Source organism: Streptomyces sp. NPDC026500, from assembly GCF_055567635.1.
This window is the reverse complement of the sequence record NZ_JBVHQB010000005.1, coordinates 107,459-133,745: the sequence shown is the minus strand read 5'-3', so window position 1 is coordinate 133,745 and position 26,287 is coordinate 107,459. Positions and strand designations below refer to the sequence as shown.

At 70.3% G+C, this 26,287-nt stretch carries 23 protein-coding genes and 1 pseudogene; 10 read left to right on the top strand and 14 right to left on the bottom strand.

Going from position 1 to position 26,287, the window contains the following annotated elements:
• Nucleotides 1-2 precede the first annotated feature (2 nt).
• The 3 genes and pseudogenes from efeB to ACZ4N5_RS11245 all read right to left on the bottom strand — a co-directional run.
• The gene (gene efeB, locus ACZ4N5_RS11255) at nt 3-1,340 is read right to left on the bottom strand and encodes an iron uptake transporter deferrochelatase/peroxidase subunit (protein WP_467756840.1); all 1,338 of its coding nucleotides are present in this window, start codon (nt 1,338-1,340) and stop codon (nt 3-5) included.
• A 10-nt stretch (nt 1,341-1,350) separates the two neighbouring features.
• The gene (efeO, locus tag ACZ4N5_RS11250) at nt 1,351-2,487 is read right to left on the bottom strand and encodes an iron uptake system protein EfeO (protein ID WP_467756839.1); all 1,137 of its coding nucleotides are present in this window, start codon (nt 2,485-2,487) and stop codon (nt 1,351-1,353) included.
• Nucleotides 2,488-2,676: 189 nt separating this feature from the next.
• Nucleotides 2,677-3,048 (bottom strand): annotated as a pseudogene (locus ACZ4N5_RS11245) (hemin ABC transporter ATP-binding protein); the annotation flags it as partial.
• Nucleotides 3,049-3,127: 79 nt separating this feature from the next.
• Here ACZ4N5_RS11245 and ACZ4N5_RS11240 point away from each other — a divergent pair.
• Nucleotides 3,128-3,772, top strand: coding sequence for a PhzF family phenazine biosynthesis protein (locus ACZ4N5_RS11240; RefSeq protein WP_467756838.1), 645 nt, complete (start codon nt 3,128-3,130; stop codon nt 3,770-3,772).
• Nucleotides 3,773-3,935: 163 nt separating this feature from the next.
• On the opposite strand, the gene ACZ4N5_RS11235 is transcribed toward ACZ4N5_RS11240, so the two are convergent.
• Entirely contained in the window at nt 3,936-4,613 is a 678-nt protein-coding gene (locus tag ACZ4N5_RS11235) for a biliverdin-producing heme oxygenase (protein ID WP_467757116.1), read from the bottom strand.
• 250 nt (nt 4,614-4,863) lie between these two features.
• Nucleotides 4,864-5,721 (bottom strand): type I methionyl aminopeptidase, encoded by an 858-nt coding sequence (gene map / locus ACZ4N5_RS11230; RefSeq protein ID WP_467756837.1) that lies wholly within the window; start codon nt 5,719-5,721, stop codon nt 4,864-4,866.
• A 58-nt stretch (nt 5,722-5,779) separates the two neighbouring features.
• On the opposite strand from map, the gene ACZ4N5_RS11225 reads away from it, so the two are divergent.
• Nucleotides 5,780-6,016: a hypothetical protein gene (locus ACZ4N5_RS11225; protein WP_401326115.1), complete on the top strand. Its 237-nt coding sequence runs from the start codon at nt 5,780-5,782 to the stop codon at nt 6,014-6,016.
• Nucleotides 6,017-6,202: 186 nt separating this feature from the next.
• Here ACZ4N5_RS11225 and ACZ4N5_RS11220 read toward each other — a convergent pair whose 3' ends face one another.
• Nucleotides 6,203-7,519 (bottom strand): MFS transporter, encoded by a 1,317-nt coding sequence (locus ACZ4N5_RS11220; protein WP_467756836.1) that lies wholly within the window; start codon nt 7,517-7,519, stop codon nt 6,203-6,205.
• Between the two features lie 146 nt (nt 7,520-7,665).
• Nucleotides 7,666-8,268, bottom strand: coding sequence for a hypothetical protein (locus ACZ4N5_RS11215; protein ID WP_467756835.1), 603 nt, complete (start codon nt 8,266-8,268; stop codon nt 7,666-7,668).
• Nucleotides 8,269-8,384: 116 nt separating this feature from the next.
• On the opposite strand from ACZ4N5_RS11215, the gene ACZ4N5_RS11210 reads away from it, so the two are divergent.
• The 3 genes from ACZ4N5_RS11210 to ACZ4N5_RS11200 all read left to right on the top strand — a co-directional run bounded on the left by ACZ4N5_RS11210 (nt 8,385) and on the right by ACZ4N5_RS11200 (nt 10,513).
• Nucleotides 8,385-9,524 carry a sialidase family protein gene (locus tag ACZ4N5_RS11210; RefSeq protein ID WP_467756834.1) on the top strand — a complete coding sequence of 380 codons (1,140 nt, stop codon included), beginning with the start codon at nt 8,385-8,387 and terminating at the stop codon, nt 9,522-9,524.
• A gap of 68 nt (nt 9,525-9,592) precedes the next feature.
• Nucleotides 9,593-10,297, top strand: coding sequence for an NADPH-dependent F420 reductase (npdG, locus tag ACZ4N5_RS11205; RefSeq protein ID WP_467756833.1), 705 nt, complete (start codon nt 9,593-9,595; stop codon nt 10,295-10,297).
• Between the two features lie 54 nt (nt 10,298-10,351).
• A complete protein-coding gene (locus ACZ4N5_RS11200) occupies nt 10,352-10,513 on the top strand; it encodes a hypothetical protein (protein WP_167347425.1) in 162 nt (53 codons plus the stop codon).
• Between the two features lie 58 nt (nt 10,514-10,571).
• Here the strand turns inward: ACZ4N5_RS11200 and ACZ4N5_RS11195 are convergent, their stop codons facing one another.
• Together ACZ4N5_RS11195 and ACZ4N5_RS11190 are read right to left on the bottom strand one after the other, a co-directional pair.
• Nucleotides 10,572-11,366, bottom strand: a complete 795-nt coding sequence (locus tag ACZ4N5_RS11195; protein WP_467756832.1) for a site-2 protease family protein — start codon at nt 11,364-11,366, stop codon at nt 10,572-10,574.
• 141 nt (nt 11,367-11,507) lie between these two features.
• A complete protein-coding gene (locus ACZ4N5_RS11190; RefSeq protein ID WP_467756831.1) occupies nt 11,508-12,911 on the bottom strand; it encodes a recombinase family protein in 1,404 nt (467 codons plus the stop codon).
• Nucleotides 12,912-13,013: 102 nt separating this feature from the next.
• On the opposite strand from ACZ4N5_RS11190, the gene ACZ4N5_RS11185 reads away from it, so the two are divergent.
• Nucleotides 13,014-16,358 carry an AfsR/SARP family transcriptional regulator gene (locus tag ACZ4N5_RS11185; RefSeq protein WP_467756830.1) on the top strand — a complete coding sequence of 1,115 codons (3,345 nt, stop codon included), beginning with the start codon at nt 13,014-13,016 and terminating at the stop codon, nt 16,356-16,358.
• A gap of 55 nt (nt 16,359-16,413) precedes the next feature.
• Here ACZ4N5_RS11185 and ACZ4N5_RS11180 read toward each other — a convergent pair whose 3' ends face one another.
• The 5 genes from ACZ4N5_RS11180 to ACZ4N5_RS11160 form a co-directional block, all read right to left on the bottom strand.
• A complete protein-coding gene (locus tag ACZ4N5_RS11180) occupies nt 16,414-17,238 on the bottom strand; it encodes an ABC transporter permease (RefSeq protein WP_467756829.1) in 825 nt (274 codons plus the stop codon).
• Nucleotides 17,235-18,269 (bottom strand): ATP-binding cassette domain-containing protein, encoded by a 1,035-nt coding sequence (locus ACZ4N5_RS11175; RefSeq protein ID WP_467756828.1) that lies wholly within the window; start codon nt 18,267-18,269, stop codon nt 17,235-17,237. Before ACZ4N5_RS11175 ends, ACZ4N5_RS11180 begins: the two co-directional genes overlap by 4 nt.
• Before the next feature lie 253 nt (nt 18,270-18,522).
• Complete coding sequence (gene panB, locus ACZ4N5_RS11170) at nt 18,523-19,410, bottom strand: 3-methyl-2-oxobutanoate hydroxymethyltransferase (RefSeq protein WP_467756827.1); 888 nt, start codon at nt 19,408-19,410, stop codon at nt 18,523-18,525.
• 254 nt (nt 19,411-19,664) lie between these two features.
• Complete coding sequence (locus ACZ4N5_RS11165) at nt 19,665-20,252, bottom strand: TetR/AcrR family transcriptional regulator (RefSeq protein WP_467756826.1); 588 nt, start codon at nt 20,250-20,252, stop codon at nt 19,665-19,667.
• Between the two features lie 53 nt (nt 20,253-20,305).
• Nucleotides 20,306-21,004, bottom strand: a complete 699-nt coding sequence (locus tag ACZ4N5_RS11160) for an NADPH-dependent F420 reductase (protein WP_467756825.1) — start codon at nt 21,002-21,004, stop codon at nt 20,306-20,308.
• Nucleotides 21,005-21,236: 232 nt separating this feature from the next.
• Between ACZ4N5_RS11160 and ACZ4N5_RS11155 the strand changes: the two genes are divergently transcribed.
• The 4 genes from ACZ4N5_RS11155 (at nt 21,237) to ACZ4N5_RS11140 (ending at nt 26,219) form a co-directional block, all read left to right on the top strand.
• Nucleotides 21,237-22,838 carry an MFS transporter gene (locus ACZ4N5_RS11155; protein ID WP_467756824.1) on the top strand — a complete coding sequence of 534 codons (1,602 nt, stop codon included), beginning with the start codon at nt 21,237-21,239 and terminating at the stop codon, nt 22,836-22,838.
• A gap of 98 nt (nt 22,839-22,936) precedes the next feature.
• Nucleotides 22,937-23,557 (top strand): TetR/AcrR family transcriptional regulator, encoded by a 621-nt coding sequence (locus ACZ4N5_RS11150; protein ID WP_467756823.1) that lies wholly within the window; start codon nt 22,937-22,939, stop codon nt 23,555-23,557.
• A gap of 200 nt (nt 23,558-23,757) precedes the next feature.
• On the top strand, nt 23,758-24,795 hold the full coding sequence (locus ACZ4N5_RS11145) for an endonuclease/exonuclease/phosphatase family protein (RefSeq protein WP_467756822.1): 1,038 nt from the start codon (nt 23,758-23,760) through the stop codon (nt 24,793-24,795).
• 203 nt (nt 24,796-24,998) lie between these two features.
• A complete protein-coding gene (locus ACZ4N5_RS11140) occupies nt 24,999-26,219 on the top strand; it encodes an MFS transporter (protein ID WP_467756821.1) in 1,221 nt (406 codons plus the stop codon).
• Nucleotides 26,220-26,287: the final 68 nt, after the last annotated feature.

The window sequence follows — 26,287 nt, the reverse complement described above, 5'->3', positions numbered from 1 at the left end:
GGCTATGCCTCCTTGGAGAACAGCGTCCGGCCCCACCAGTCGTCCTTGTCCCGGACGCCGGGCGGGACGGCGAAGACCGCCGAACTCACGTGCTGGATGTACTCGTTGAGCGCGTCGGAACGCGAAAGGCTGCGCTGCAGGGGGATGAACCCCTTGCGCACGTCCCGCTGGTACGCGAGGAAGAACAGGCCCGCTTCGAGGCGGCCGAGACCGTCCGTGCCGTCCGTGAAGGAGTAGCCGCGGCGCAGGATGGTCACGCCGTGGTTGGAGTCGGGGTGCGCGAGCCGGACGTGCGCGTCGGGCTTCATCGCCTTCAGGAACGGCTTGTCGTGCTCCTTGGCCTTGCCCGCGGGGGCGCCCTCGCCCTTGTCGCGGCCGAAGACGTCCTCCTGCTCCTGGAGCGAAGTACGGTCCCAGGTCTCGATGTTCATCCGGATGCGCCGGGCGACGAGGTAGGAACCGCCGGTCATCCAGGCGGAGTTCTTGCCGCCGTCCTTCTCGTCGGCCCACACGAACTTGTCCAGCCGCGCGGTCTCGGTGCCCGCGATGTTGCGGGTGCCGTCCTTGAAGCCCATCAGGTTGCGCGGGGTCTGCGCGTCCGGGGTCGTCGACGACGTCTTGCCGAAGCCGAGCTGCGACCAGCGGATGGCGACCTTGCCGAAGCCGATACGGGCCAGGTTGCGGATGGCGTGCACCGCCACCTGCGGGTCGTCCGCGCAGGCCTGGATGCACAGGTCGCCGTTGCTGCGGGCCTTGTCCAGGTTGTCGCCCGAGAACTCCGGCAGGTCGACGAGCGCCTCCGGCCGCCGGTCCGCCAGATCGAACTTCTCGAACAGCGACGGACCGAAGCCGATCGTCAGGGTCAGCCGGGAGGGCTTGAGCCCCAGCGCCTCACCGGTGTCGTCCGGCGGCGCCTCGGCCAGACCGCCGTACGCGCCCTCACCGACCGTGTGTCCGGCGGTCATCCGGGCGGCGGCCTGCGTCCAGTCCTTGAGGAGCTGGACGAACTCGGCGCGGTCGTCCGTCTTCACGTCGAACGCGGCGAAGTGCAACCGGTCCTGGACCGCTGTCGCGATACCCGCCTGATGCGCGCCGTGGAAGGCGACAGCGGCGCCGGTGTCGGCGGCGGCCGGATCGACGTCGTTGCCGGTACGGGTCATCGCGACGGCGCCGCCGGCCGCGGCGGCACCGAGCGCGAGCCCGGCACCGCCCCAGCCGATCAGCGAACGCCGGGTCGGCGCGGAGCCGTTGCCGACAGGCTTGGCGGCCCGCGCGACGTCGGTGCCCTCAGGGCTGTCCGTGCCGGCCTGGCTGTTCGTGCTGTTCGAGTTGTCCGTCATGGCGTTGCTCCTACTTCACGACGGCGGCGGCGAGCTTGGAAAGGGGCTCGGCGAGCGCGTTGACCGCGTCCGAGAGCTCCTTGCGGTCGGCCTTGCCGACCTTGTCGTACGACACGAAGCCGTCCGAGGTCTTTCCCGTCCGGTACGTGTCGAGCAGCGTGTTCAGCGCGGCGAACTGCTTGTCGAGCTCCGCCGTCAGCGCCGCGTCGTTCTCCGCGGCGACCGGCTTGAGCAGCTCGTACGCCTTCTGCGCGCCGTCGACGTTGCCCTTGAAGTCGCTGAGGTCGGTGTGCGAGTAGCGGTCCTCCTCGCCGGTGACCTTGCCGGTGGCGACCTCGTCGAGCAGTTCCTTGGCGCCGTTGGCCATGGACGTCGGGGTGATCTCGGCCTTGCCGATGCGCTCCTGCCAGTCGGTCAGGTCGGTGACCAGCTGGTCGGCGAGGGTCTTCTGCTCGGCGCCGATCTTCTTGTCCTCCCAGAGGGCCTTCTCCAGCGCGTGCCAGCCGGTCCACTTCTGGCCCTTCTCCAGGCCGTCCGCGCGGGTGTCGGTCTTGGGGTCGATGTCACCGAACGACTCGGCGATCGGCTCGGTGCTCTCCCAGCCCACACGCGAGGGGGCGTAGGCCTTCTTGGCGGCCTCGACGTCGCCGGCCTTGATCGCGTCGGCGAACGTCTTCACCTTCGGGATCGTGGCGTCCGCCTCCTCCTGCGCCCACGCGCGGTAGTCGGCGACGGCCTTGTCCAGGCGCGGGTCGCGCTTGGCGATCTTGCCGCCGGTGACCTTGACCGCCTCGCGGATGCCCTTGCCCTTCATCCCGGGCTTGCAGACGAGCGTGTATTCGCCGGCCTTCACCTCGGCGGTGACACGCTGCTTGGTGCCGGGACCGATGTTCTCGCGCTCGCTGACGATCCGGTCGTCCGGGAACAGCAGGTAGACCTCGGTGACCTTGGAGCCCTTGTTCTCGATGTCGAGCTGGATGTGCCCTGCGGGGAACTCCTTCGTGGACACCTTGCACGCGGTGTCGGTGGCCGTCACCTGAATGGCGTCGCCGTTCTTCGCGTCGCTCTTCTGGGTGCAACCCGTGACGGCGGCCAGAGCTGCCGCGGTGGCGGCAGCGGTGACGACGGAGAGTCGGACGGCTCGCATTTCAGGCTCCAAGAGAAGTCGGACAGCCGCGCGGTGCGGCCCGTTCGGCATGGTGAGGCTGGCCTAACTTATCTGAGGCTTGCCTCACTGATACCCAGTCGTTCGGTGATTCAGCTCTCATGGATGCCGGACAGGAACGGCTTGATCACGATGACTCAAAACGCACCCCATGAAAAGGTCAAGGGAGGTTCAAGGCTCCCGCTCGGGGGTGATCGGCGCGCCTCCGGTCCTGGGGTGCGGGAACACCTCGACGGGGTGCCGGTGGGCGTCGGTCGGCAGCCGCTCGGTGGAGACCTCGGCCGGCCGCGGTGGGCCGCGACACGACCGGCGCACGGAAGCGCGACCCGGTGCGCGCGGGCCGCCGCCGGACCCGGAGCGTGCGACAGCACGACCACCGCGTCACCGGCGTGCGCCCTTTCCCTTGCATCCGCGGCACCAACTCCTGGTGCCGCAGGTCGAGTGCGGCCGTCGGTTCGTCGACCAGCGGCAGCGGGGCGCGAATGCGGTGACCTCGGTGGCCGACATGGCCGCGGCGACCGCCGCGTCGTCGTCCGCCGTTCCCCGTGAACAGGGAGTTTTCGGGGAAGGGCGGTCCGCTCCTGCAGGCCACCGATCGCGCGGATGGTGTTTGAATGCCGGAGTGACTGACTACGACGTGCTGCGGGTCTTCTGTGGACCAGGCGGCGGGTATGGCAATGAGCTCGGAGTCGTGCGCGAGGGCTCGGTGATGCCGGACCGCGCGGAGCGGCAGGAGTTCGCCGCGAAGCTCGGCTTCAGCGAGACCGTGTTCGTCGACGACCCCGAGCGCGGGGTCATCGACATCTACACCCCGACGCTGCGGCTGCCGTTCGCGGGACACCCGTGCGTCGGGGTGGGCTGGCTGCTCGACGTGCCCGAACTGGTCACGCCCGCCGGTGTGGTGGGAGTCCGGCTGGACGGCGAGTTCAGCTGGATCGAGGCACGGGCCGAGTGGGCGCCGCCGCGCACGCTCCGGCGGTACGGGTCCGCGGCCGAGGTCGACGCGCTGGCCGTGCCGCCGTCGGGGGAGTGGATCTACGCCTGGGCCTGGGAGGACGAGGCCGGCGGCCGGGTGCGGGCCCGCGCCTTCCCCGGCCGGAACGACGGCATCGAGGAGGACGAGGCCACCGGAGCGGCGGCGCTGCTGCTGACCCAGCAACTCGGCCGGGCCCTCAACATCGCCCAGGGCGCCGGCTCCCAGATCCTCACGGCCCCCCAGCCGAACGACTGGGTCGAGGTCGGCGGCCGGGTCCACCTGGAACGCTGAGAGCCAGGTCAGGGGACACGGGGGCGGGGCGCGGAACCGCGCCCGTCAGCGGCGCGGAAAGCCACGCGCACGGCCCCGATCGGCCTGTGTGCCACGTGCCTTCCCGGAGGGCGTCGGGGCGGCGTCCAGGGGGGAACCCCGGGCAGGGCTCGGGAGCGGATGATCACGCGGTCAGCGGGAACTCCTCGCCGAGGGCCCGGAACACCCCGGTGTTCAGGGCGAACGCCCGCTTGCACTCCGTCACGATCCGCTGCTTCTCCAGATCGTCGGCCCGCACCCCGTCCAGCAGTTCGCGATAACTCCGCTTGAACGCGGCCGGGTTGGAGATGTCCTCGAACACGTAGAAGCGGACGCCGTCGCCCTTGCGGCTGAAGCCCCAGGTCTGCTCCGCCCTGCCGCGAATGATCTGGCCACCGGAGAGGTCGCCCAGGTATCGCGTGTAGTGGTGGGCGACATAGCCACCCGGCCACTCGCGGGCGCAGCGCGTGACCCGGTCCGCGTACGCGCGGGTCGCGGGCAGCGCGGTGAGCGTGCCGCGCCAGTCCGGGCCCCGGAGATGGGCGAGGTCGCGCGCGAGAGCGGTGCGGCGCAGCAGCTCGGGCCGCAGGAAGGGTCCGGCCACCGGATCGGCGGCCAGCCGCCCGGTCTCCGCCTCCAACGCCTCGTACACGAACCACAGTTGCTCGGTGTAGCGCGCGTACGCCTCGACGCCGAGCCGGCCGCCGAGCAGGTCGCTCATGAACGTCGAGGTCTCCGCCTCGGTGTGCTGCTCGTGCGACGCGGTGCGGATCAGCGTCGAGAAGGGTGTGCCCACCGTGCCCGCGGTGTCCGGCGTGTTCATCGTGTCCGACGTGTCCGACGCGTTCATGGGGCCTCCGGAGCCGATGAGGAAGGGCGGGAGCCGTTGCCGGGCCGGCCGCATCTTCTGTAGTCAGGCTTACCTAAGTCAACAACCTTCCCGACATCCTGTCGGTAAAACCGTACCCCGATTCCCGATCGCGTCCACATGAAGAAACCCGCCCTGTGGACAGGGCGGGCTCAGAGGACTCAGAGGGCTCGGAGAGTTCGGACGGCTCGGGAACTCCGGACGGCTACGGCAGGGTGAGGATCTCCGCGCCGCTCTCGGTGACGACGAGGGTGTGCTCGAACTGCGCCGTGCGCTTGCGGTCCTTCGTCACGACGGTCCACCCGTCGTCCCACATGTCGTACTCGTGCGTGCCGAGCGTGAGCATGGGCTCGATGGTGAAGGTCATCCCGGGCTGGATGACGGTGGTCGCGTGCGGGTTGTCGTAGTGCGGGACGATCAGCCCGGAGTGGAACGACGAGTTGATCCCGTGCCCGGTGAAGTCCCGGACGACCCCGTACCCGAAGCGCTTCGCGTACGACTCGATGACGCGCCCGATGATGTTGATCTGGCGCCCGGGCCTGACCGCCTTGATCGCGCGGTCGAGGGACTCGCGGGTCCGTTCCACGAGGAGCCTCGACTCCTCGTCGACGGCGCCGACCAGGTAGGTCGCGTTGTTGTCGCCGTGCACACCGCCGATGTACGCCGTGACGTCGAGGTTGATGATGTCGCCGTCGCGCAGGACGGTGGAGTCGGGGATGCCGTGGCAGATGACCTCGTTGAGCGAGGTGCACAGCGACTTGGGGAAGCCGCGGTAGCCGAGGGTCGAGGGGTAGGCGCCGTGGTCGCACATGTACGCGTGTGCCACCCGGTCCAGCTCATCGGTCGTCACGCCCGGCGCGATGAGCTTCGCGGCCTCGGCCATCGCCTGCGCGGCGATCCGCCCGGCGATCCGCATCGCCTCGATCGTCTCCGGCGTCTGCACCTCCGGTCCGGTGTACGGCGTGGGGGCGGGCTTTCCCACGTACTCGGGACGCCTGATGTTTCCCGGCACGGGACGGGTGGGAGAGAGCTCCCCTGGTACGAGCAGCGACTGGCCAGACATGGCAGCGAGTCTAACCAGCGGGCATGGGGGAACATGTCCCTGGCGAAAGGAGCTGGTGATGGCCCTGTTCAAGAAGCGGACGGTCGGCAAGCCCGGCGAGTGGTACTACTGCCTGGAGCACAAGAAGGTCGAGGAGGGCCCCGAGTGCCCGGCCAAGGACCGCTTCGGCCCGTACGCCACCCGCGAGGAGGCCGAGCACGCGATGGACATCGCGCGGGAGCGGAACCTCGAGTGGGAGACGGACCCGAAATGGCACGACGCCTCGGGCAAGGCGCCGGGCACCGAGGACGACTGAGGCGGCGAGCGCCCGAGGGGACCAAGACACCCGGCTCCGGGGGTGACGGTGGGCGACCTGGGTGACCTGGGTGACCTGGGCGCCCGGGTGACCTACCGAGCGGCCGTGCGGGTCGCGCCCGGGTCGGCCACCGAGCGGCCGTGCCGGTCGCGTCAGGACGGCCGCCGGGCGGCCGTGCGGGTCGGGTCAGGACGCGGTCACCGGGGGCGCGGGCGGGAAGTCGTCGGCTCGCGCGGAGCGCATCCGCAGCGCGTGCTCGTTCGTGCGGTCGTCGTACGACATCAGCTTCGGGAGACCTACGGCGAGCAGCCCCACCGCCCCGACACAGAGCGCGCCGCCGGCCCAGACCGACGCCCTCACGTTCGTCAGCGCGGCCATGCCGCCGGAGCGCGCCTGGCCCAGCTGGGGGCCGATGGAGTACGACAGCAGCTCGATCCCGGCGAGCCGTCCGCGCAGCTCGTCCGGGATCGTCCGGTTCCAGATGGCGGCGCGGAAGATTCCGCTGATCATGTCGCAGGCGCCCGCCAGGACGAGGCAGAGCAGCACCAGCCAGACGTCGTGCACCAGTCCGGCGCAGGCCACCGCGAGCCCCCAGCAGGCCGCCGCGAGCGCCACCATCCGTCCGTGCCGGTGCACGCGCGAGGTCCATCCGCTGGTGAGGCTGACGAGCAGCGAGCCGGCGGGGATGGTCGCGTACATCAGCCCCAGCGACCAGGCGGCGTGCAGGTCGTCCGCGAGGAACGGCAGCACCGCGAGCGGCATCGCGAAGAACATCGCCGCGAGGTCGACCGCGTACGTACCCAGGAGCTCCTTGCGGCTCCACGCGTAGCGCGCGCCCTCGGCGATGGACCGCAGCGAGGGTTTCGCCGCCTCGTGCGAGGCGGGCGACGCGGCGATCCCCACCATCATGGCCACCGACACGGCGAACGTCACCAGGTCGACGGCGTAGGCCCAGCCCAGTCCGGCGTACGCCACGACCACACCCGCCAGCGCCGGGCCGGCGACGCCGCCCACCGTCCAGCGCAGCGAGTTGAGCGCGCCCGCGGCCGTCAGGTGTTCGTGCGCCACGATCCGCGGAGTGAGCGAGTCCATCGCGGGGCGCTGGACCGAGCCGAGGGCGGCGGAGAGCGCGGCGACCACGTACAGGGGCCACACCGCGGGGTGCGGCACCGTCGCGTTGGCGAGCAGGGCGGCGCACAGCAGGCCCTGCCCGGTCTCCGTCCAGAGGATCAGCTTCCTTTTGTCGAGGGCGTCGGCGAGGGCCCCGCCGTACAGCCCGAAGACCACCATCGGGATCAGTTCCACGGCCCCGATCGCACCGACCGCCGCCGCCGACCCGGTGAGCACCTTCATCTGCACCGGCAGTGCGACGAACGTCAGAAAGCTCCCGAAGTTGGTGACGAGCCCCGCCACCCACAGCCGCCGGAAGTCGGCGGAGGTCCGCCAGGGCGCGAGATCGGGCAGCAGGGCACGCGGACGGGAGGAGGAAACGTCATCACTCACGACGGGCCATGCTCGGCGGGGCGGGCACGAGCGGCAACTGGTTTACGGCCCCGGCGCCCGCACCGGCAGCCTGTTCCGGCCGGTCCGGCCCCACCGGTGGTGGACGTGGGGCGCCCCCCACCGGCACCGGCGGGAGCATGCCCCTGCTACCACCGGTACGACGGTGGGGCCGTCAGCTGGTCCGCGATGCGGGACAGGCGGTCGCGGAAGCGGTGGCGGCCCCGGGGGGAGGGCAGCGCGTTCTCCCCGGCCGCCGCGCTGACCAGATGCTGCACGGTGTCGAGGTCGAGCTCGGGATCCGGCGGCACCGCGAGCGACTCGTGGGCCAGCGCCGGCAGCTCGCCGTCCCCCCGGGACAGCGCCAGTACCGTCGCCCCGGCCCGCCGGGCGTCGTGCACCCGCTCCAGCAGGGCGGCCCCGGGCGCGTCGGGCGCCACCACGAGCAGCGTCTCCCCGCGCCGGGCCGCCTCGATCCGTCCGAGCCCCACCGCCAGGTGAGCCGGATCGGACTCCCGCGCCCCGTGCCGCACCAGCGTCGGCGACAGCTCCGGCGTCCCCGACCACGCCGCCTCGTCCACCAGGTGCGCCGCGAGGTGCCAGGGCTCGTACCTCTCGGAGCCGACCAGCAGCAACCCGCCGCCGTACGACACCACGGATCCCCGCAGCGTTCCCCCGAACCGCCTTGTCGCTCCCAGCCATTCGGTCCCGGCAAGCACTTCGCGCAGTAACGCGACCCGTACGGCATCCATGGCCGCATCCTGCCGCAACCGGCCACTCGTGACCCGGAGTTCACCGCGAATTCGCCCAAGTTGGGCAGAAATACACACCACTCACCCCACGAGCAACCGCAGCAGGGAGCCCGGCCATGACACAGTCGAGCGCAGAGCCCAGCACCGGCACGGGCACGGAGACGGGCACGGAGACGGGCACGAATGCCGGCGCGAGCGTTCCCTTCCGGGCCGGGCGCGAGGGCTACGCCAGCTTCCGGATCCCCGCCGTCGTCGCCACCCGGACCGGCACCCTGCTGGCCTTCTGCGAGGGCAGGGTCGGCTCCGCGAACGACCACGGCCACATCGACATCGTGCTCAAGCGGTCCGCGGACGGCGGCCGGACCTGGGGCCCGCTCCAGATCGTCGCGAACAACGGGGCCGACCTCGCCGGCAACCCCGCGCCCGTCGCCCTGGACACCGGCCGCGTCCTGCTCGTCCACGTCCGCAGCGCCGCCGGCGCCTCCGAGGACGCCCTGCTCCGCGGCAAGGTGAAGGCGGCCGACGGGCGGCGCGTGTGGGTGCAGCACAGCGACGACGACGGGCTCACCTGGTCGGCGCCGAAGGAGATCACCGCGCAGGTGAAGAAGGCGGGCTGGCGGTGGTACGCCACCACACCCGGGCATGCCCTCCAGCTCGGCTCCGGACGGGTGGTGGTCCCCGGCAACCACACCCTGCCGCCCACGGGTACGGACAACGGCACCGAGGCGAAGTACAACAGCGGCCACTGTCTGCTCAGCGACGACCGCGGCGCGACCTGGTACCTCGGCTACCGCGACGAGAACACCAACGGCTACGTCAACGTCAACGAGACCACCGCCGCCGAACTCCCCGACGGCCGCGTCTACTTCAACACCCGCAACGACTCCCCGTCGCCGGGCAACCGCGCCGACGCCCACTCCCTCGACGGCGGCAGAACACTCGTCAAGCCGTTCCGCCCGCAGGCCGGCCTGGTCACCCCCGTCGTCCAGGGCAGCCTGCTCCAGCTCCGCGACCCGGACCTGCTCCTGTTCTCCGGGCCCGCGGACCCGGCGTTCCGCGCCCTGATGACGATCCGTGCCTCGGCCGACGGCGGCACCACCTGGCGGTCCGTGTACACGGTGGACGGGCTGCCCGCCGCGTACTCCGACCTCGTCCGCGTCGACACCAGGACCGTCGGACTCCTCTACGAGACGGGCGACTTCGGCGCGTACGAGACGATCACCTTCCGGCGCGTTCCGCTGACCGCGCTCGGGTGACCGTACTCACCCGGGACGCTCGGCCACCTCGGGCGCACGGCCGCGACCCGCGCACGTAAAGTCGGCCCATGACCTCTACTGACAGTGCACAGAAGGCCCCCGCCAAGGACCCCTGGGACCTGCCCGACGTGTCGGGGCTCGTCGTCGGCGTGCTCGGTGGCACCGGTCCGCAGGGCAAGGGCCTCGCCTACCGCCTCGCCAAGGCGGGACAGAAGGTGATCATCGGCTCGCGCGCCGCCGACCGCGCGCGGAGCGCGGCCGAGGAGCTCGGCAACGGTGTGGAGGGAGCCGACAACGCCGAGACCGCGCGGCGCAGCGACATCGTGATCGTCGCCGTGCCGTGGGAGGGCCACGGCAAGACCCTCGAATCGCTGCGCGAGGAACTGGCCGGAAAGCTGGTCGTCGACTGCGTCAACCCGCTCGGCTTCGACAAGCAGGGCGCGTACGCGCTGAAGCCGGAGGAGGGTAGCGCCGCCGAACAGGCCGCCGCCCTGCTGCCCGGCTCACGGGTCACCGCGGCCTTCCACCACCTCTCGGCCGTGCTGCTCGCGGACCCGGAGATCGAGGAGATCGACACCGATGTGATGGTCCTCGGCGAGGACCGGGCCGACGTCGAGATCGTCCAGGCCCTCGCGGGCCGCATCCCCGGTATGCGGGGCGTGTTCTCCGGCCGGCTGCGCAACGCCCATCAGGTCGAGGCCCTGGTCGCCAACCTGATCTCGGTGAACCGCCGCTACAAGGCACACGCGGGCCTGCGGGTGACGGACGTATAGGGCGCGTGGGGGACACTGGTGCGAAGCAGTGTCCCCCCGACAGGAGCCGACCCCATGCCCCGCCTCGCTCTCTACGCCCTCGCCGTCTGTGTCCTCTCCGTGGCCGCGGCCGTCGTCTCGTTCGTCCAGGGAAGCTGGCTGGGCGTCGTGTGGGTGCTGCTGGCGGGCCTGTCGTCGAACATGACCTGGTACTACGCGCGGCGGGGCAGGGCGTAGCAGCCGGTCGGGACGTCGGGCCGGTCAGGACGTCGGGCCGGCCGGGAAGTCGGGCCGCTCAGGACTTCAGGCAGATGTCGTTGTTCGCCTGCCAGAAGCGGTAGAGCCACTGTCCGCAGTCGGCCTCACCCGGGCCGATGCCCAGGCCGCGCAGGATGGCGTCGATCATGTCGAAGAACTCCCGGTTCACCGACGGGATCCACAGGATCGCGAACACCGCGAGCAGGCCGAACGGCGCGAACGGCTCGACCTGACGGCGGACGCCGTACGACAGCCAGGGCTCGATCACGCCGTAGCCGTCCAGGCCCGGGACCGGCAGGAAGTTCAGGATCGCGGCCGTGACCTGGAGCAGCGCGAGGAAGGCCAGCGCGTAGCGGAAGGCCGCCGGGACGCCGTCCAGGGCGTGCAGCCAGAACGGCGCCGTGCACACGATGGCGAACAGGACGTTCGTCAGCGGGCCCGCCGCCGAGATCAGGCTGTGCTTCCAGCGGCCCTGGATGCGGTTCCGCTCGATGAAGACCGCGCCGCCCGGCAGACCGATCCCGCCCATGATCACGAAGATCACCGGCAGCACGATGCTCAGCAGCGCATGTGTATAGGCGAGAGGGTTGAGGCTCAGGTAGCCCTTCGCGCCGACGGTGATGTCTCCGCTGTGTAGCGCCGTGCGGGCATGCGCGTACTCGTGCAGGCAAAGCGAGACGATCCAGGCCGCTGTCACGAACAGGAAGACGGCCACACCGGCCTGCTCGGCGAAACCGGTCCAGGTGGCCCAGCCCGTTACCGCCGTCACGGCGAGGATCCCGAGGAAGACGGAGCTGATCCGCTGATCGCTCGTGTGAGACGTGGTGGTCATGGACAGGGCTCCTGGTACGTGGCGGCCGATCCGGGAAGAATTCGACCGTGATGGTGAGCGTGGGGACGACGTTTCGAGAGGCTGTGGGCTTTTTAGGAGAAGTCCGGCGGCAGTACGTGCCCACCCGGCGTAAAACCTCGATTAGGCCACGAACTTGGCAAGCTGATCCTGGAAGTCTTCGGGAATCTCCAGGACATGGCCCCCGCATTCTCGTGGGTGACATCTGATCGTGATGCCGGAGTGGATCAGATCCGCACCGATGTCTGTGACCCCCATGTTCTCCCAGCGCTCGGCGAAGGTTGTACCCAGTGGCACGAACTGCCAGTGATCCTCATCGGCAATGTCTGACGGATGCTTCGACTCGCCCTCGGCCCCTGCTCGTTGGACGTACTCGCGGCGGGTGACGAGTACGTCCCCGATTGCGTGGACCAACATGCCCATGATGGGCGTGATGATCTCCTCGTCGGGTTGGAAGACGTATCCGGGGCATGCTGGCGAGCCGACGCGTGAAAGACAGCGGATCTTTTCGGTGACCCGGTACGTACCGTCCTTGCGCCGTTTCCTGGTTGTGTGCAGTTGGAGGTTCTTGCCGCACCCACCGCACTTGATCACGTTGAGGAGCGGGGTCCTGGGCGATGCGGAGCGTCGGCTGATCGGGGAGGCGGACTCGGCAAGGGCGTCTTGAAGGCGCTCGAAGACCTCCTGGCTCAGCACTCCTTCGGCCACGCGGACGGGATGGCCGGCCTGATCGCGAACCAGGACGCGCTTTTTGTACTTCTTGCCGGGAACGTCTTCGTTGCGTGTTTTCCAGCCCAGCAGCGTGGGTGACGTGAGGATTCCCTTCAAGGTGCGGGGATACCAGATGAAGTCCTTGCCCGACTTGTTGCACTGATACGTGTCCGCAGGCGAAGGCACCCCCCGTTCTTCGAGGTCTCGGCAGATGGCGCTGACCGGTTCGCCGCCGATGACGCGCCGAGCGGCTTCCCGGACGACATCGGCTGTCTCGGGGTTGACCTCCAGGTAGCGGGCGCCGTCTCTCGCGTACGTGCGATAGCCGAACGGTGGTGAACTGCCGCCCCACCGTGTGGACGTGAGCAGGTGCGCACGAGATGAAGCGACTCGCTCGGCGGAGGCATTGGATTCCATCTGGGCGAAGGTGGCGATCATGGTGGCTGTCGCCTTCCCCGTCGGACTCGTGAGATCGAACGGTTCGGTGGCGGACACTAGTCCCTTGCCGCCATGGCTCTCGGCCCACTCGATCATCTGGTGCAAGTCGTCGACCCGGCGAACGAACCGATCCAGTCGCCAGAAGACGATGACGTCGAATTCGGGGGCATGGTCGTCGAGCCATCGGGACAGTTCTGGACGCTTCCATGGCGGAACTGCGGTAGCGGAGACAGAAAGATCGCTGGCGACGCCCACGACCTCCCAGCCACGCAACTCACAGAAGGACTTGCATTCTTCGATCTGCCGTTCAGGGCTGGTCGTCGATTCGGTCTGGACGGTCAGGCGCGTGGTGATGAGTGCTCTCGGGGATCTTCCCATGACATTGGAGGCTAACTTATTAGTATCTAAGCTACTGAGAGTTTACAAAGTTAGCCCTCTGAGTCCTGGTGCTGTGCAAGGGAGGTCCGCCAGGATCACGGGGTGAGCGAGAATGACCCCGTGCGCTACCGCATCCTCGGCACCACCCAGGCGCTCCGCCCCGATGGCACGCCCGTCCCGGTCGGAGGGGCGCGGCTGCGTGCCCTGCTGACCGTTCTCGCGCTGCGGCCGGGACGGACCGTTTCCGCGGCCGTGTTGGTCGACGAGGTGTGGGACGGCGACCTGCCCGCCGACGCGACGGGCGCGCTGCAGGCGTTGGTCGGACGGTTGCGTCGGGCCGTCGGCGCGGATGCCGTCGCCTCGTCGGAGGGCGGTTACCGACTCGAAGCCGCGCCCGACGACGTGGACCTGCATCGTTTTGAGCGGCTCGCTGGTGAAGGTACTCGTGCCGTCGCCGACGGGGACCCCGCCAAGGCCGCCGTCATCCTCGACGACGCCCTCGCTCTGTGGAGGGGCCCCGCCCTCGCGGACCTCCCCGACCGCACCGCTGAGGCAGCCCACTGGGAAACCCGCCGCCTGCATGCCCGCTGCGCCCGTCTCGCCGCAGCCCTGGCCCTCGGCCACGCTGAATCGGCCCTCCCCGAATTGACCGCCTTGTGCGACACCCACCCCCTGGACGAGCCCCTTCAGGCCCTACGTCTCCGCGCTCTGCGTGATGCGGGCCGTACGGCAGAGGCCCTAGCCGCGTACGAGGCCGTACGGCAACTACTGGCCGATCGCCTGGGCTCCGACCCTGGCGCCGAACTGCAGTCCCTGCACGGGGAGTTGCTTCGCCCGACCCAGGGTGGCCGCGGGGCGCACGCCCAAGGCCCGGAAGCCCGATCGACGGGGGCCGATCGCCACCTCGCATTGGCCGGGCGTTCCCGCCCCGCGTCACCGCCGCCCGGCAACCTCCGCGCCCGGCTCACGTCGTTCGTGGGACGGGAGAAGGACATCGATGCCATCCGGGGTGATCTCGCGGCGGCCCGGCTCGTGACCTTGCTCGGGCCCGGTGGGGCGGGCAAGACGCGGTTGTCGCAGGAGGCGGCCGAGGCACTGGCCCCCACGCTCCGGGACGGGGTGTGGCTGGCCGAACTGGCCCCGGTGGACGACCCGAAGGCCGTACCCGAGGCCGTGCTGACCGCCGTCGGCGCCCGCGAGACCGTGCTGCGCGGAGCCGGTGCCGAGGAGATGCGGGCCGTGGCCGACCGGCACGACGACGCCCTCACCCGGCTCGCCGAACACTGCGCCAAGCGCAGCATGTTGATCGTCCTCGACAACTGCGAGCATGTCGTCGACGCCGCCGCGCACCTCGCCGAGGCGCTGCTGGAGCGCTGTCCGGGACTGACCGTGCTCGCCACCAGCCGCGAACCCCTCGGCGTACCGGGGGAGTTGCTGCGCCCGGTGGATCCGCTTCCGGAGCCCGTCGCGCTGCGGCTGCTCGCCGACCGGGGCGCCGCCGCCCGGCCCGGCTTCCGCGTGGAGGACGACCATGAGGCTGCCGCGGAGATCTGCCGGCGCCTCGACGGCCTCCCGCTCGCCATCGAACTCGCCGCCGCCCGGCTGCGGATGCTCACCCCGCGCCAGATCGCCGACCGGCTCGACGACCGGTTCCGGCTCCTCACCTCGGGCAGTCGCACCGTGCTGCCCCGGCAGCAGACGCTGCGCGCCGTCGTCGACTGGTCCTGGGACCTGCTCGACGAGGCCGAACGGGACACCCTGCGGCGGCTGTCCGTCTTCGCGGGCGGCTGCGACCTCGCCGCCGCCGAGGCCGTCTGCGGCCCGGCCGCGCTGGACGTTCTCGGCTCGCTCGTCGACAAGTCCCTTGTCGTCGCGGCCCCTTCGGGTGAAGGGGAGACGCAGATGCGCTACCGGCTCCTGGAGACCGTCGCCGAGTACGCGGGGGAACGCCTCGACGAGTCCGGCGCCCGCCACACCACCGAGCGCGCCCACCTCACGTACTACCGCGAACTCGCCCGCACGACCGACCCCCTCCTGCGCGGTCCCGAACAGCGTCACGCGATCGATCTCATCGAGCGCGAGTACGAGAACCTGCGCACCGCCCTGCGGCACGCGGTCGCCGAACGCGACGAGCAGGAGTCACTGTGCATGGTGCTCTCCCTGAACTGGTACTGGCAGATCCGCGACCAACGCCTCGACGCCCGTGCCTGGTCCCGCGAAGTGATGGCCCTCGGCCCCGACCCCTTCGCGCCGCCCGCGCGCCGGGCCGGCGCGCTGTACGAGCGCTGCACGGACGTCCCGCCGCCGATGCGCGAGGAGGTCCTCGAAGAGGCCCGGCGCGGTGTCCACCTCGTCCATCTCGCCTATATGGACATGGACATGGGAGCCTGGCAGACCCCGGAGGCCCAGGAGAAGCTCCGCATCATCGGCGCGACCTACGAGCCCGGCATGCCGCAGACCTGCCGCACCCCCGGCTACCTCTGGTTCTACGCCGTGCTGCTGACCGGCACGATGGAACGCTTCACCGAGGTGATCAACAAGACGGTCAGCACCTGCCGCGAACTCGGCTACGACTGGGAACTGGCCACCGCCCTCCAGATGCGCGCCAACATCTTCGCCAACCGCGCCGACATGGCGGGCGACGCCACGGTGGACGCCGACGAGGCACTGGAACTCTTCGTCCGCATCGGTGACGCGTGGGGCGCCGCCGAATCGCTCTCCGCGCGCGGCGAGGCCCATGAACGCAAGGGTGACTACCGGGCCGCGGCCGCGGACTACGCGGAAGCGGAGAAGTACGCCGAGCGGCTGGGCGCCCGCGCCCAGAGGGCGGTCCTCAACGTCCGGCTCGGCGGCATGTACATCGAGCTGGGGGACCCCGAGCGCGGCGAGCGGATGATTCGCGAGGTCCTGGCGACCGGACACGGTGCCCACAACGAGGCCATGCCGGCGGCCCATCTCTTCCTCGCGACCTGGCTCGGCCGCAGCGGTCGGGTCGCCGAGGGGCGCGAGCAGATACGGCTGCTCCGCCAGGACTTCGGGGCCGGTTCCTTCGTCGTCTTCGACGGGTTCATGCTCGGCATCGAAGCCTGGCTGGACGCGATCGACGGGCGGAGCGAAAGCGCCCTGGGCAAGGCGCGGCTTGCGATGGAACGCTCCACCGACCGGCTGTCGCGGATGATCGCGCCGCACATGCCCTCCGCCCATCTGACCACGGCCGCCATCGCCCTCACCGGTCTGGACGGCGGGCGTCGGGCCCGGGACGCGGCCCGGCTGCTGGGTGCCGCGGACGCGCTGCTGCCGCCGGGCCACTTCGCCGGTCCGATGGAGGCGGAGGTGCGCGCACAGGCCGAGTCGGGCGTGCGGGCCCTGCTCGACGACGGGGTGTACGAGGCGGCGTACGCGGAGGGCGGCGGCCTCTCCGAGGAGGAGGCCGCCGCCCTCATCTGAGGCGCGGACGCGAACCGGTGCGCCTGGCCCAGGTGTGCGGGGCCAGGCGCGTGCGTCAGTTCTTGGTACGGAACTTGTGGATGGCGATGGGTGCCATCACCACCGTGAGCACCGCGGTCCAGCCCAGCGTCACCCACAGGTCGTGCGCGACCGGGCCCCCCACCATGAGGCCGCGCGCGGCGTCCGCGAGCGAGGACAGCGGGTTGTAGTCGGTGAAGGCCTGCAGCCAGCCGGGCATGGTTCCGGTCGGCGAGAAGATCGACGAACCGAACTGCAGAGGCATCAGGACCAGGAAGCCCATCGCCTGCACGGACTGGGCGGTCTTCATCGTCACACCGAGGACCAGGAAGATCCACATCAGGGCCGAGCCGAAGAGGGTGGCGAGCCCCACGGCCTCGAACAGGCCTGTCCAGCTCTCGATGTGGAAGCCGACCAGCACGCCGACGATCATGAGGATCGTCGTCGCGACGAGCATCCGCATCAGCTCCACCACGATCTTGGCGAAGAGCACCGAGCCCTGGCCGATCGGCAGGGTGCGGAAGCGGTCCATGACGCCGGTCTGGAAGTCCTGATTGAAGCCGGTTCCGACGGCCGTGGCGATGTTCATGCCCATCATGGCCATCAGACCGGGCACCACGTACTGCACGTACTCGTGCTGTCCACCGCCCAGCGACTGCCCGATGGAACCGCCGAAGACGTAGACGAACAGCAGGGTGAAGACGACCGGCATCAGGACGGCGTCGAACATCGACTCGGGGTCCTGGCGGATCCACAGCAGATTGCGGCGGACCAGGGCGCCGATGTGGCGGGCGTGCGCGCGGGGCGAGATACGGGAGTCACCCTCGACGGCGAGGGGGGCTTCGACAACGGCGGAACTCATGCGGAGACCTCCTCGTAGGCGCGGGCGGGGTTCTGGTCCTGCGGGGCACCGGCCTTGTGGCCGGTGAGGGAGAGGAACACCTCGTCCAGACTGGGCAGTTCGGTGGAGATGGAAGCGATCGTGATGCCGCGCGCGGTGACCGCGCCGACCACGGCGGTGAGTTGCTCGTCGCTGAGGATCGGGACGAGCACGCTGCCGGTCTCACTGTCCACGATCGTCGTGGCGAGGCCGGTGAGCCCCAGCTCGTCGAACATGGTGGCCAGCGGCCGCAGTTGCAGCGGGTCCACCGGGCGGATCCGCAGCGTCCGGCCGCCGACCCGCGCCTTCAGCTCGTCGATCCGGCCACTGGCGATGACCTTGCCGCGGTCGATGACCGTCAGTTCGGAGGCCAGCTGCTCGGCCTCCTCCATGTACTGGGTGGTCAGCAGCACGGTGACGCCGTCGGCGACCATGCGCTTGACCTCCTGCCACACCTCGTTGCGGGTGCGCGGGTCGAGGCCGGTCGTCGGCTCGTCCAGGTACAGCACGGCCGGGCTGCCGATCATCGAGGCGGCGAGGTCGAGCCGGCGGCGCATACCGCCGGAGTACGTCGACGTCGGGCGCTTGGCGGCCTCGGTGAGGGAGAAGCGCTCCAGGAGCTCGTCGGCCCGCAGGCGGGCGTCCTTGCGGGACAGGTCGAGGAGCCGCCCGATCATGTAGAGGTTCTCCCAGCCGGGGAGCTTCTCGTCGACCGAGGCGTACTGGCCGGTGAGGCCTATCACCCGGCGCAGCTGCCGGGGCTGCTTCAGCACGTCGTAACCGGCGACCGTGGCCTGTCCGGCGTCGGGGGTGATCAGGGTGGACAGGCAGCGGACGAGGGTGGTCTTGCCGGCGCCGTTGGGACCCAGTACCCCGAGGACGGTGCCCTCGCGCACATCCAGGTCGACTCCGTCCAGCGCCTTGGTCTCGCCGTAGTGCTTGACCAGCCCCCTCACGGTGACGGCGCTGCGGCCGGTCGCAGCTTGTCGGGGCGTGTTGTCGATTCGCGTCATGTCCATCAAGATGCCAGCCGCCACCGACAAACGACCGACAGGATGCCTACAGGTCCGGGCCGCTACCGATAGGTCGCCGACAGTCGGCCGACAGGATGCGGGAAGGCCATGGACAGGACCTTGGGCAGGACCTTGGGCAGGACCATGGAAAGGCGACAACCCGCCGACGGGGGAAGATCGGCGGGTTGTCTCTGGTGCCGCAGTGGCTTGGGGGCCGTCGTGGCTCGGGGGCCTCGGCGGACGGACGCGAGGTCTAGCGGACGGAGTGCTCCTCCAGCGGGAACGTCCCGCCGACCACGTCCTCGGCGAACGCCTTCGCCGCGTCACCCATGACGCGGCGGAGGTCGGCGTACTGCTTGACGAACTTCGGCACCTTGCCGCCGGTCAGGCCGAGCATGTCGGTCCACACCAGGACCTGCGCGTCGGTCTCGGGGCCGGCGCCGATGCCGACCGTCGGGATGTGCAGGGTGCGCGTGACCTCCGCGGCGAGCTCCGCCGGGACCAGTTCGAGGACGACGGCGAAGGCGCCCGCGTCCTGGACGGCCTTGGCGTCCCGCAGCAGCTGCTGCGCGGCCTCCTCGCCCCGGCCCTGGACGCGATAACCCATGGCGTTCACGGACTGCGGGGTCAGGCCGATGTGCGCCATCACCGGGATGCCGGACTCCACCAGCAGCTCGATCTGACGGTGCGAGCGCTCGCCGCCCTCCAGCTTCACCGCGCCCACCCCGGCCTCCTTGACCAGGCGGGTCGCCGAGCGCAGGGCCTGCACCGGACCCTCCTGGTAGGACCCGAAGGGCAGGTCGCCGACGATCAGGGCGCGGCTGGTGCCTCGTACGACCGCGGCGGACAGCATGGTCATCTCGTCCATGGTGACGGGGACGGTCGTCTCGTACCCCAGGTGGCAGTTGCCCGCCGAGTCGCCGACGAGCATGACCGGGATGCCGGCCTCGTCGAAGACGGACGCGGTCATCGCGTCGTAGGCGGTGAGCATGGGCCACTTCTCGCCGCGCTCCTTGGCGGCGGTGATGTCGCGCACCGTGATACGGCGGGTGATCTTGCCTCCGTACAGCGCCTTGCTGCTGTCGGTGGCCTTGAGGGCACCCTCCGCAGGCTGCTTCTGGGCAGCAGAGAGCTGCGTCATCGCAACGGCTCCTTCTGTCATCTCGAGGCACCCTGACGGCGTCCCCGGATCACCTCCATGGTGGCACCTCGTGCTACGCGCGGCTAGACCGGGCCCGCCGGACTCGATGTCGTCCTCGCCACGCCCGCCTCTTCCGGCAGTCCTGGAAGTCCTCGCAGTCCCGGCGGTCCCGGCACTCTCCGGCCGAGGACCCGGCCCAGCCCGGAAACACCCTGCGAACCCCGCCCTCACACGGGACGCGGCCGTGGCCGCGGTCAGGCGCCCGATCCGCGCAGTCCGGCCAGGGCCAGGTCAACGGCCTGCTCGGCCCACGTGGGGCGGCCGCCGCGTCCAGCCATGTAGTCGGCGTAGAACGAACCGAGGAGCGCTGAGACGACTGCCTCCAGGTCGGCGTCTTCCGTGATCTCTCCCCGGGTCCGGGCTTGTTCGAGCACCTGGCGCAGCAGTGCCCGCCGGGGCAGAACGGTCCGCTCGCGGAGCAGGGCGAGCAGTTCCGGGGTGTGGGCCTCCTCGGCCAGGCAGGTTCCGATCAGGGCCATGCCGCGCACCCGCTCCACCGTGCCCGCGAAGTCCTTCAGGACGGCCACCAGGTCCGCCCGCGTGTCCCCGCTGGTGGGCGGGGCGTCCGCCATGCGCATGGCCTCCAGTGCGGCGGTGACCAGGTCTGCCTTCGTCTTCCATCGCAGATGGATGGTGGACTTGCTGACCTGCGCCGCTGTGGCCACCTGGCTCAGGCTCATGCGCGTGTAACCGTGGGATGCAAGGAGCTCCAGGGCCGCGCGCAGGATGGCCGTGTCCTTCTCCTCGGACCGTGGTCGTCCCGCGCCCTTGACGGTGTTCATATCGCGCATTCTGGCAGATGGGGATTTCCGGTACCGAGCGGTTCGGTCCGGGTTCAGGCGCTCGTGCGGGCACCCTGGACATGGAAGTTGAAGTCGGCGTGGCCCAGGGCGCCCCACAGCCGGAGCCAGATCGGCAGGAGCATCTCTGTGCCGCGCGCGGTAGTGATGTCACCCAGTTCGACGACGTCGCGTGACGGCCAGCCGAAGGACACCAGCAGTTCGGTGACGGCCTTCTTGGCCCCGGTGTCGTCTCCGGACACGAAGACGTTGTGCTCTCCGGCCACGCGGGACGGTTCCACCATGACCTGGGCGTTCATGGTGTTGAGGGTCTTGACGACCCTCGCCTCGGGAAAGGCGCGCTGAATCTGCTCGCCGAGACTGTCGGTGTTGACCGGGTTCAGAGACGGCGGCATACCGCCGGAGAAGTCCAGCGGGTTGGCGATGTCGATGAGTGTCTTGCCGGCCAGGTTGTCGCCGCCCGCGGCCTTGAGGACCTTGAGCGAGGCGCTGCCCGCGGTGGTGTTCACCACTGTTTCCGCGAAGGCCGCAGCATCGGTGAAGGACAGCAGGCGCACCTGTTCGTGCCCGGCCAGCCAGTGGCCGACGGGCGGGTTGCCGTAGGCGTCGGGTTCGGTGCGGGCCAAGGTGGCTCCGGGGTCGCGGGTGCCGAGGACGACTTCGTGGCCCAGGGAGGTGAGCTTGCCGGCGATGGTCTGGCCGACGACGCCGGTGCCGAGGACTGCGTAGCGCATGGACGAGGTCCTTTCCAGGGATCGGTGCCGACGAGTGGTCCCCGTGCGGCACTTCCTAAAATCTAAACCGAGCGGTTCGGTATTTCAAGTGGAGCGGTGGGATACGCCGGGGAGCGGAGGGGCCGGAGTGCCGAGGGAGTGAAGCGGTCGGCTCAGGTCTCTTCGTAAGTTCTGCGTAAAGCCTTTCCGATACGAGACGGTGTCGTATCGAATTCCCCCTAGGGTGGTTGGCATGACAACTTCCGCTCCTCCGCTCGACCGCCGGGTACCCGAGGCGGTGCACCGGCGCCGCTGGGCGATCCTCGGCGCGCTCATGCTGAGCCTGCTGATCGTGGTGCTCGACAACTCCATCCTGAACGTCGCGATCAAGACGATCTCGACCCCGGCGCCCACCGGGATCGGCGCCACCCAGGGTGAGCTGGAGTGGGCCATCAACGCCTACACCCTCGTCTTCGCCGGGCTCCTGTTCACCGCCGGCCTTCTCGGTGACCGGCTCGGCCGCAAGAAGGTGCTGCTCGCCGGACTCGCCGTCTTCGGCATCGGTTCCGCGCTCGCCGCCGAATCCGGCTCGCCGGTCCAGCTCATCGTGTTCCGCGCGCTGATGGGCCTCGGCGCCGCCTTCGTGATGCCCGCCACCCTCGCCGTCCTGATGAACGTCTTCGAGCGCGACGAGCAGCCCAAGGCCATCGGCATCTGGGCCGGCGGCGTCGGCCTCGCCATCGCGATCGGCCCGATCACCGGCGGCATCCTGCTCGACCACTTCTGGTGGGGCTCGGTCTTCCTGATCAACGTGCCGATCGTGATCCTCGCGATCGGCCTGATGATCTGGCTGGTCCCGGACTCCCGCGACCCGAACCCGGGCCGCCTGGACCCGGTCGGCGTGGTCCTCTCCATCATCGGCCTCGTCCTGCTCGTCTACGGCATCATCAAGGGCGGCCAGCTCGCCGACTTCACCGACCCGCAGGTCCTCGCGACCATCGGCGCCGGTCTCGTCGTCCTCATCGCCTTCGTGGTGTTCGAGAAGCGCAGCGACCACCCGTCCATCGACGTCACCTACTTCAAGAACAAGGTCTTCTCGGCGGCGATCTCGGCCATCGCGCTGGTCTTCTTCGCGCTGATGGGCGTGACCTTCTTCTCCGTCTTCTACACCCAGAGCGTGCGCGGCTACTCGCCGCTGCAGACCGGCCTGTTGATGCTCCCGCTGGCCGTGGCCCAGATCATCTTCGCCCCGCGCGCCCGGCTGGTCGTGGACCGCTTCGGCAACCGCGCCACCTGCACGGCGGGCCTGGTGATCATCGCCGCGATGCTGGCCGCGTTCGCCACGCTGGAGGCGGACACCCCGATCTGGATCCTCGAAGTCATCTTCTTCCTGATGGGCACCGGAATGGCGCACATCATGACCCCGACCAGCGTCGTCATCATGCAGGCGCTGCCGCGCGAGAAGGCCGGTTCCGCCTCCGCGCTGAGCAACACCTTCCGCCAGGTCGGCGGCGCCCTCGGTATCGCGGTCCTCGGTTCCGTGCTCTCCACGGCCTACCGCAACGGCATCGAGAGCAAGCTCGACCTCGTCCCGGCCCCGCTGCGGCACACCGCGGGCGAGTCCATCGAGGCCACCCTCGGTGTCGCCGCCAAGCTCGGCCCGCAGGGCAAGGCCCTCATCACCCCGGCGAACGACGCCTTCCTGCACGCCATGCACGTCACCGCCCTGTGCGGCGCGGGTGTCGCGGTCATCGGCGCGGTGGTCGTCGCGCTGTTCCTGCCGGGCCGTCCGGCGGCCCCGCAGGAGGGCAAGGACGAGGCCGAGTTGGTGACAGCCGACCTCGGACAGGACTGACATCGGCGTGAGCGACCGTGGGCACCCCTCACCGGGTGCCCGCCGTCGCCGTACACGGGGGAGAATGACACCTGGTCAACGATGGAACGGAGTTCGACGTGAGCCTCGCGGACAGCCGAGACAGGCAGGCGTGCCCCGGCCGTGGACGCCCCCGCAGCGAGGCGGTGGAGCGCGCCATCGTCGAGGGCGTGATGAAGCTCCTGGAGGACGGGGTTCCGCTCGCGGACATCTCCATCGAGCGCCTCGCGCGCACCGCGGGCGTCGGCAAGGCGACGATCTACCGCCGCTGGAGCGGCAAGGAAGAGCTCTTCGTCGACGTGCTGCGCGGTGCCGAGCCCGCGGACCCCGAACTCCCCGGCGTCTCCATGCGCGACGACCTCGTCGTCCTGCTGGAGTCGCTGCGCCGGCGCGGCCTGGTCAGCCGTTCGTCGGCGATCCTGCACAACGTCTACGCACAGATGAAGAGCAGCCCCAAACTGTGGGCCGCGTACGACGCCACGGTCATCGCCCCGAGACGCCAACTGGGTTACGAGGTGCTGCGCCGCGGCCAGCAGAACGGCGAACTCCGCGACGACGTCGACATCGAGCTGCTCAACGACATGTTCGTCGGCCCGATGCTCGTCCGCTCCGTCATGCGCCCGGACACCGAACTTCCCGAGGACCTCGCCGAACAGATCGTCGACACGCTGCTGGAGGGCCTGCGCCCCGCCCGGCCGTGACACGACCACTTTCTGACGGGGCGAATGTGCGCGTTTCGTCACAGAGGGCGCAACGCGTGCCAGGATGCGGAACTCCGGACGTGAAGTTGAACGTCCCCTTGCCTGTACGGCCGTCATGGACGGCGAGAACGACACCGGACATCCCCTAGGGTCGTAGTCGAGGGGCAGACGGTGCGCACGGCAGTTTGTGAGGCGACGGTATGGCGCAGGCGTATATGACGGAGACGGGCAGCGACGGCCAGGGGCCGGAGCGCAGAGAGTCCCGGCTTCGGCGCCTGCTCGACGGCTGGCGCGGCGACCGCGGCATCTGGCGGCGCGGGCTGATCCTCGCCGCCCTCGCGCTGCTGCTCGCCCTCGTGATGCTGACGCACGGGCGGATCCCGAACCGGATCGGCAACCTCGGAAGCCTCACAGAGACGTTCCTGCCGTGGCTCGGGGTGTTCATCCCGGTCCTGCTGGTCCTCGCGTTCGTGCGGAAGTCCGCCAGCGCCCTGATCGCCGTGCTGCTGACCGGCGTGGTGTGGCTGAACCTCTTCGGTGGACTGCTCACCGACAAGACCGGCGGGGGTGGCGATCTGACCGTCGCCACCCACAACGTCAACGCCGACAACCCGGACCCGTCCGGCACCGCCCGTGACGTGGCCGCCTCCGGCGCCGACGTGCTCGCGCTGGAGGAGCTGACGGCCTCGGCGGTGCCGGTGTACGAGAAGGCGCTCGCCTCGACGTACAAGTACCACTCGGTGCAGGGCACCGTCGGGCTGTGGAGCAAGTACCCGCTCAGTGCCGTCCGGCCGGTGGACATCAAGCTGGGCTGGACGAGGGCCATGCGGGCGACCGTGGCTGCGCCGGCCGGCCGGGTCGCCGTGTACGTGGCCCATATGCCCTCGGTGCGGGTGAAGATGAAGGCCGGGTTCACCGCCCGGCAGCGCGACAAGAGCGCGAACGCGCTGGGCGAGGCGATCGCCGACGAGCCCCTGAAGCAGGTCGTCCTGCTCGGTGACCTCAACGGCACGATGAACGACCGGGCGTTGAACGCGGTCACCGCCCAGATGCGTTCCACGCAGGGCGCGGTGGGCAACGGCTTCGGGTTCAGCTGGCCGGCGTCGTTCCCGATGGCCCGGATCGACCAGATCATGGTCAAGGGCATCGAGCCGGTGACCTCGTGGACCCTGCCCGCGACCGGCAGCGACCACCTCCCGATCGCCGCCCGCGTCAAGGTGGACGCAACCGCTTCTTAACTCTGTGGAATCGCTTCTTCATCTCCTGGAATACTGGGCCCGGCAGACATTGTTCACTGGCTGAACTTAACATTCGTCCGACCAGTGATCCGCTGCCCGCGCACATCGCCGTGCGCGGGCGCGTCCGTGCCCGCGCGTGTTCCCGCATGCCGCCCGCGTTCGTACGGAGCCCCGCTCGTCCCCGCTCCTTCGAAAGGCCTCTCATGCCTCTGGCCCTGCTCGCCCTCGCCGTGGGCGCCTTCGGCATCGGCACCACCGAGTTCGCCATGATGGGCCTGCTGCCCGACGTCGCCGACGACCTGCACATGTCCATCCCGGCCGCCGGACACCTCGTCTCCGCGTACGCGCTCGGCGTCGTCATCGGCGCCCCGCTGCTCGCCGCGGCCACCGCCAGGATGTCCCGCCGCAAGGTCCTCATCGCCCTGATGGGCCTCTTCGTCGCGGGCAACGCGCTCTCCGCCCTCGCCCCCGACCAGAACTGGCTGCTCGCCGCCCGCTTCCTGAGCGGTCTGCCGCACGGCGCGTTCTTCGGCGTCGGCGCCGTCGTCGCCACCGGCCTGGTCGCCCCCGAGCGCAAGGCCCGATCCGTGTCGCTGATGTTCCTCGGCCTGACCGTCGCGAACATCGCCGGTGTCCCGGCGGCCACCCTCGTGGGGCAGCACCTGGGCTGGCGGGCCACCTTCCTCGGGGTGAGCGTCATCGGCGTGGCCGCCATCGCCTCGCTGGCCCTGCTGATCCCGCACACCCCCGAGCACACCCCCGTCGGCGGCCTGCGCGGCGAGCTCGCCGCGCTGCGCCCGCTGCCCGTCTGGCTCGCCCTCGGCACGACGGTCGCGGGCTTCGGGGCCCTGTTCTCCGCGTACAGCTACATCACGCCGATGCTCACGAACGCCGCCGGATACACCGAGGGCAGTGTCACGCTGCTGCTGGCGCTCTTCGGGGTCGGCGCGACGGCGGGCAACCTGCTCGGCGGCCGGCTCGCGGACCACGCGATGCGCCGCACCCTGTTCGGCGGCCTGGCCTCGCTGGTGGTCGTGCTGGCCGCCTTCCCGCTGCTGATGCGTACGGAATGGAGCGCGGCGGTGGCGGTGGTGCTGCTCGGCACGGCCGCCTTCGTCACCGGCTCGCCCCTCCAGCTGATGGTCATGGAGAAGGCCGCCGCGGCGCCCTCCCTCGCGTCCTCCGCCAACCAGGCCGCGTTCAACCTCGCCAACGCGGGCGGCGCGTGGATCGGCGGGCTCGCCCTGGCGGCCGGCTTCGGCGCGACGGCGCCGGCCGTCGCCGGCGCGGGGCTCGCGGTCGTGGGGATCGGGGTGGCGGGTGCGGCCTACGCGGTGGACCGGAGCCGCGCGATGCGTCCGGCCCGGCGCGCGCGGGTGGTCGCCGCTGGCGTCCCCGACCGGCCGGAGGCGCTGCGCCGCTGAGACCGGCCGGGGGTGCTGCGCGGCTGAGAGCGGCCGGGGGTGCTGCGCGGCTGAGAGCGGCCGCGGGT

Bases quoted from the DNA above. Each gene is read 5' to 3' on its own strand.
- ACZ4N5_RS11210 (WP_467756834.1), top strand. From the start codon at position 8,385: ATGACACAGTCGAGCGCAGAGCCCAGCACCGGCACGGGCACGGAGACG.
- ACZ4N5_RS11145 (WP_467756822.1), top strand. From the start codon at position 23,758: ATGGCGCAGGCGTATATGACGGAGACGGGCAGCGACGGCCAGGGGCCG.
- ACZ4N5_RS11215 (WP_467756835.1), bottom strand. From the start codon at position 8,268: ATGGATGCCGTACGGGTCGCGTTACTGCGCGAAGTGCTTGCCGGGACC.
- ACZ4N5_RS11160 (WP_467756825.1), bottom strand. From the start codon at position 21,004: ATGCGCTACGCAGTCCTCGGCACCGGCGTCGTCGGCCAGACCATCGCC.
- ACZ4N5_RS11165 (WP_467756826.1), bottom strand. From the start codon at position 20,252: ATGAACACCGTCAAGGGCGCGGGACGACCACGGTCCGAGGAGAAGGAC.
- ACZ4N5_RS11140 (WP_467756821.1), top strand. From the start codon at position 24,999: ATGCCTCTGGCCCTGCTCGCCCTCGCCGTGGGCGCCTTCGGCATCGGC.
- ACZ4N5_RS11155 (WP_467756824.1), top strand. From the start codon at position 21,237: ATGACAACTTCCGCTCCTCCGCTCGACCGCCGGGTACCCGAGGCGGTG.
- ACZ4N5_RS11200 (WP_167347425.1), top strand. From the start codon at position 10,352: ATGCCCCGCCTCGCTCTCTACGCCCTCGCCGTCTGTGTCCTCTCCGTG.
- ACZ4N5_RS11195 (WP_467756832.1), bottom strand. From the start codon at position 11,366: ATGACCACCACGTCTCACACGAGCGATCAGCGGATCAGCTCCGTCTTC.
- npdG (WP_467756833.1), top strand. From the start codon at position 9,593: ATGACCTCTACTGACAGTGCACAGAAGGCCCCCGCCAAGGACCCCTGG.
- ACZ4N5_RS11175 (WP_467756828.1), bottom strand. From the start codon at position 18,269: ATGACGCGAATCGACAACACGCCCCGACAAGCTGCGACCGGCCGCAGC.
- efeO (WP_467756839.1), bottom strand. From the start codon at position 2,487: ATGCGAGCCGTCCGACTCTCCGTCGTCACCGCTGCCGCCACCGCGGCA.
- ACZ4N5_RS11190 (WP_467756831.1), bottom strand. From the start codon at position 12,911: ATGGGAAGATCCCCGAGAGCACTCATCACCACGCGCCTGACCGTCCAG.
- ACZ4N5_RS11225 (WP_401326115.1), top strand. From the start codon at position 5,780: ATGGCCCTGTTCAAGAAGCGGACGGTCGGCAAGCCCGGCGAGTGGTAC.
- ACZ4N5_RS11235 (WP_467757116.1), bottom strand. From the start codon at position 4,613: ATGAACACGCCGGACACCGCGGGCACGGTGGGCACACCCTTCTCGACG.
- map (WP_467756837.1), bottom strand. From the start codon at position 5,721: ATGTCTGGCCAGTCGCTGCTCGTACCAGGGGAGCTCTCTCCCACCCGT.
- panB (WP_467756827.1), bottom strand. From the start codon at position 19,410: ATGACGCAGCTCTCTGCTGCCCAGAAGCAGCCTGCGGAGGGTGCCCTC.
- ACZ4N5_RS11180 (WP_467756829.1), bottom strand. From the start codon at position 17,238: ATGAGTTCCGCCGTTGTCGAAGCCCCCCTCGCCGTCGAGGGTGACTCC.
- efeB (WP_467756840.1), bottom strand. From the start codon at position 1,340: ATGACGGACAACTCGAACAGCACGAACAGCCAGGCCGGCACGGACAGC.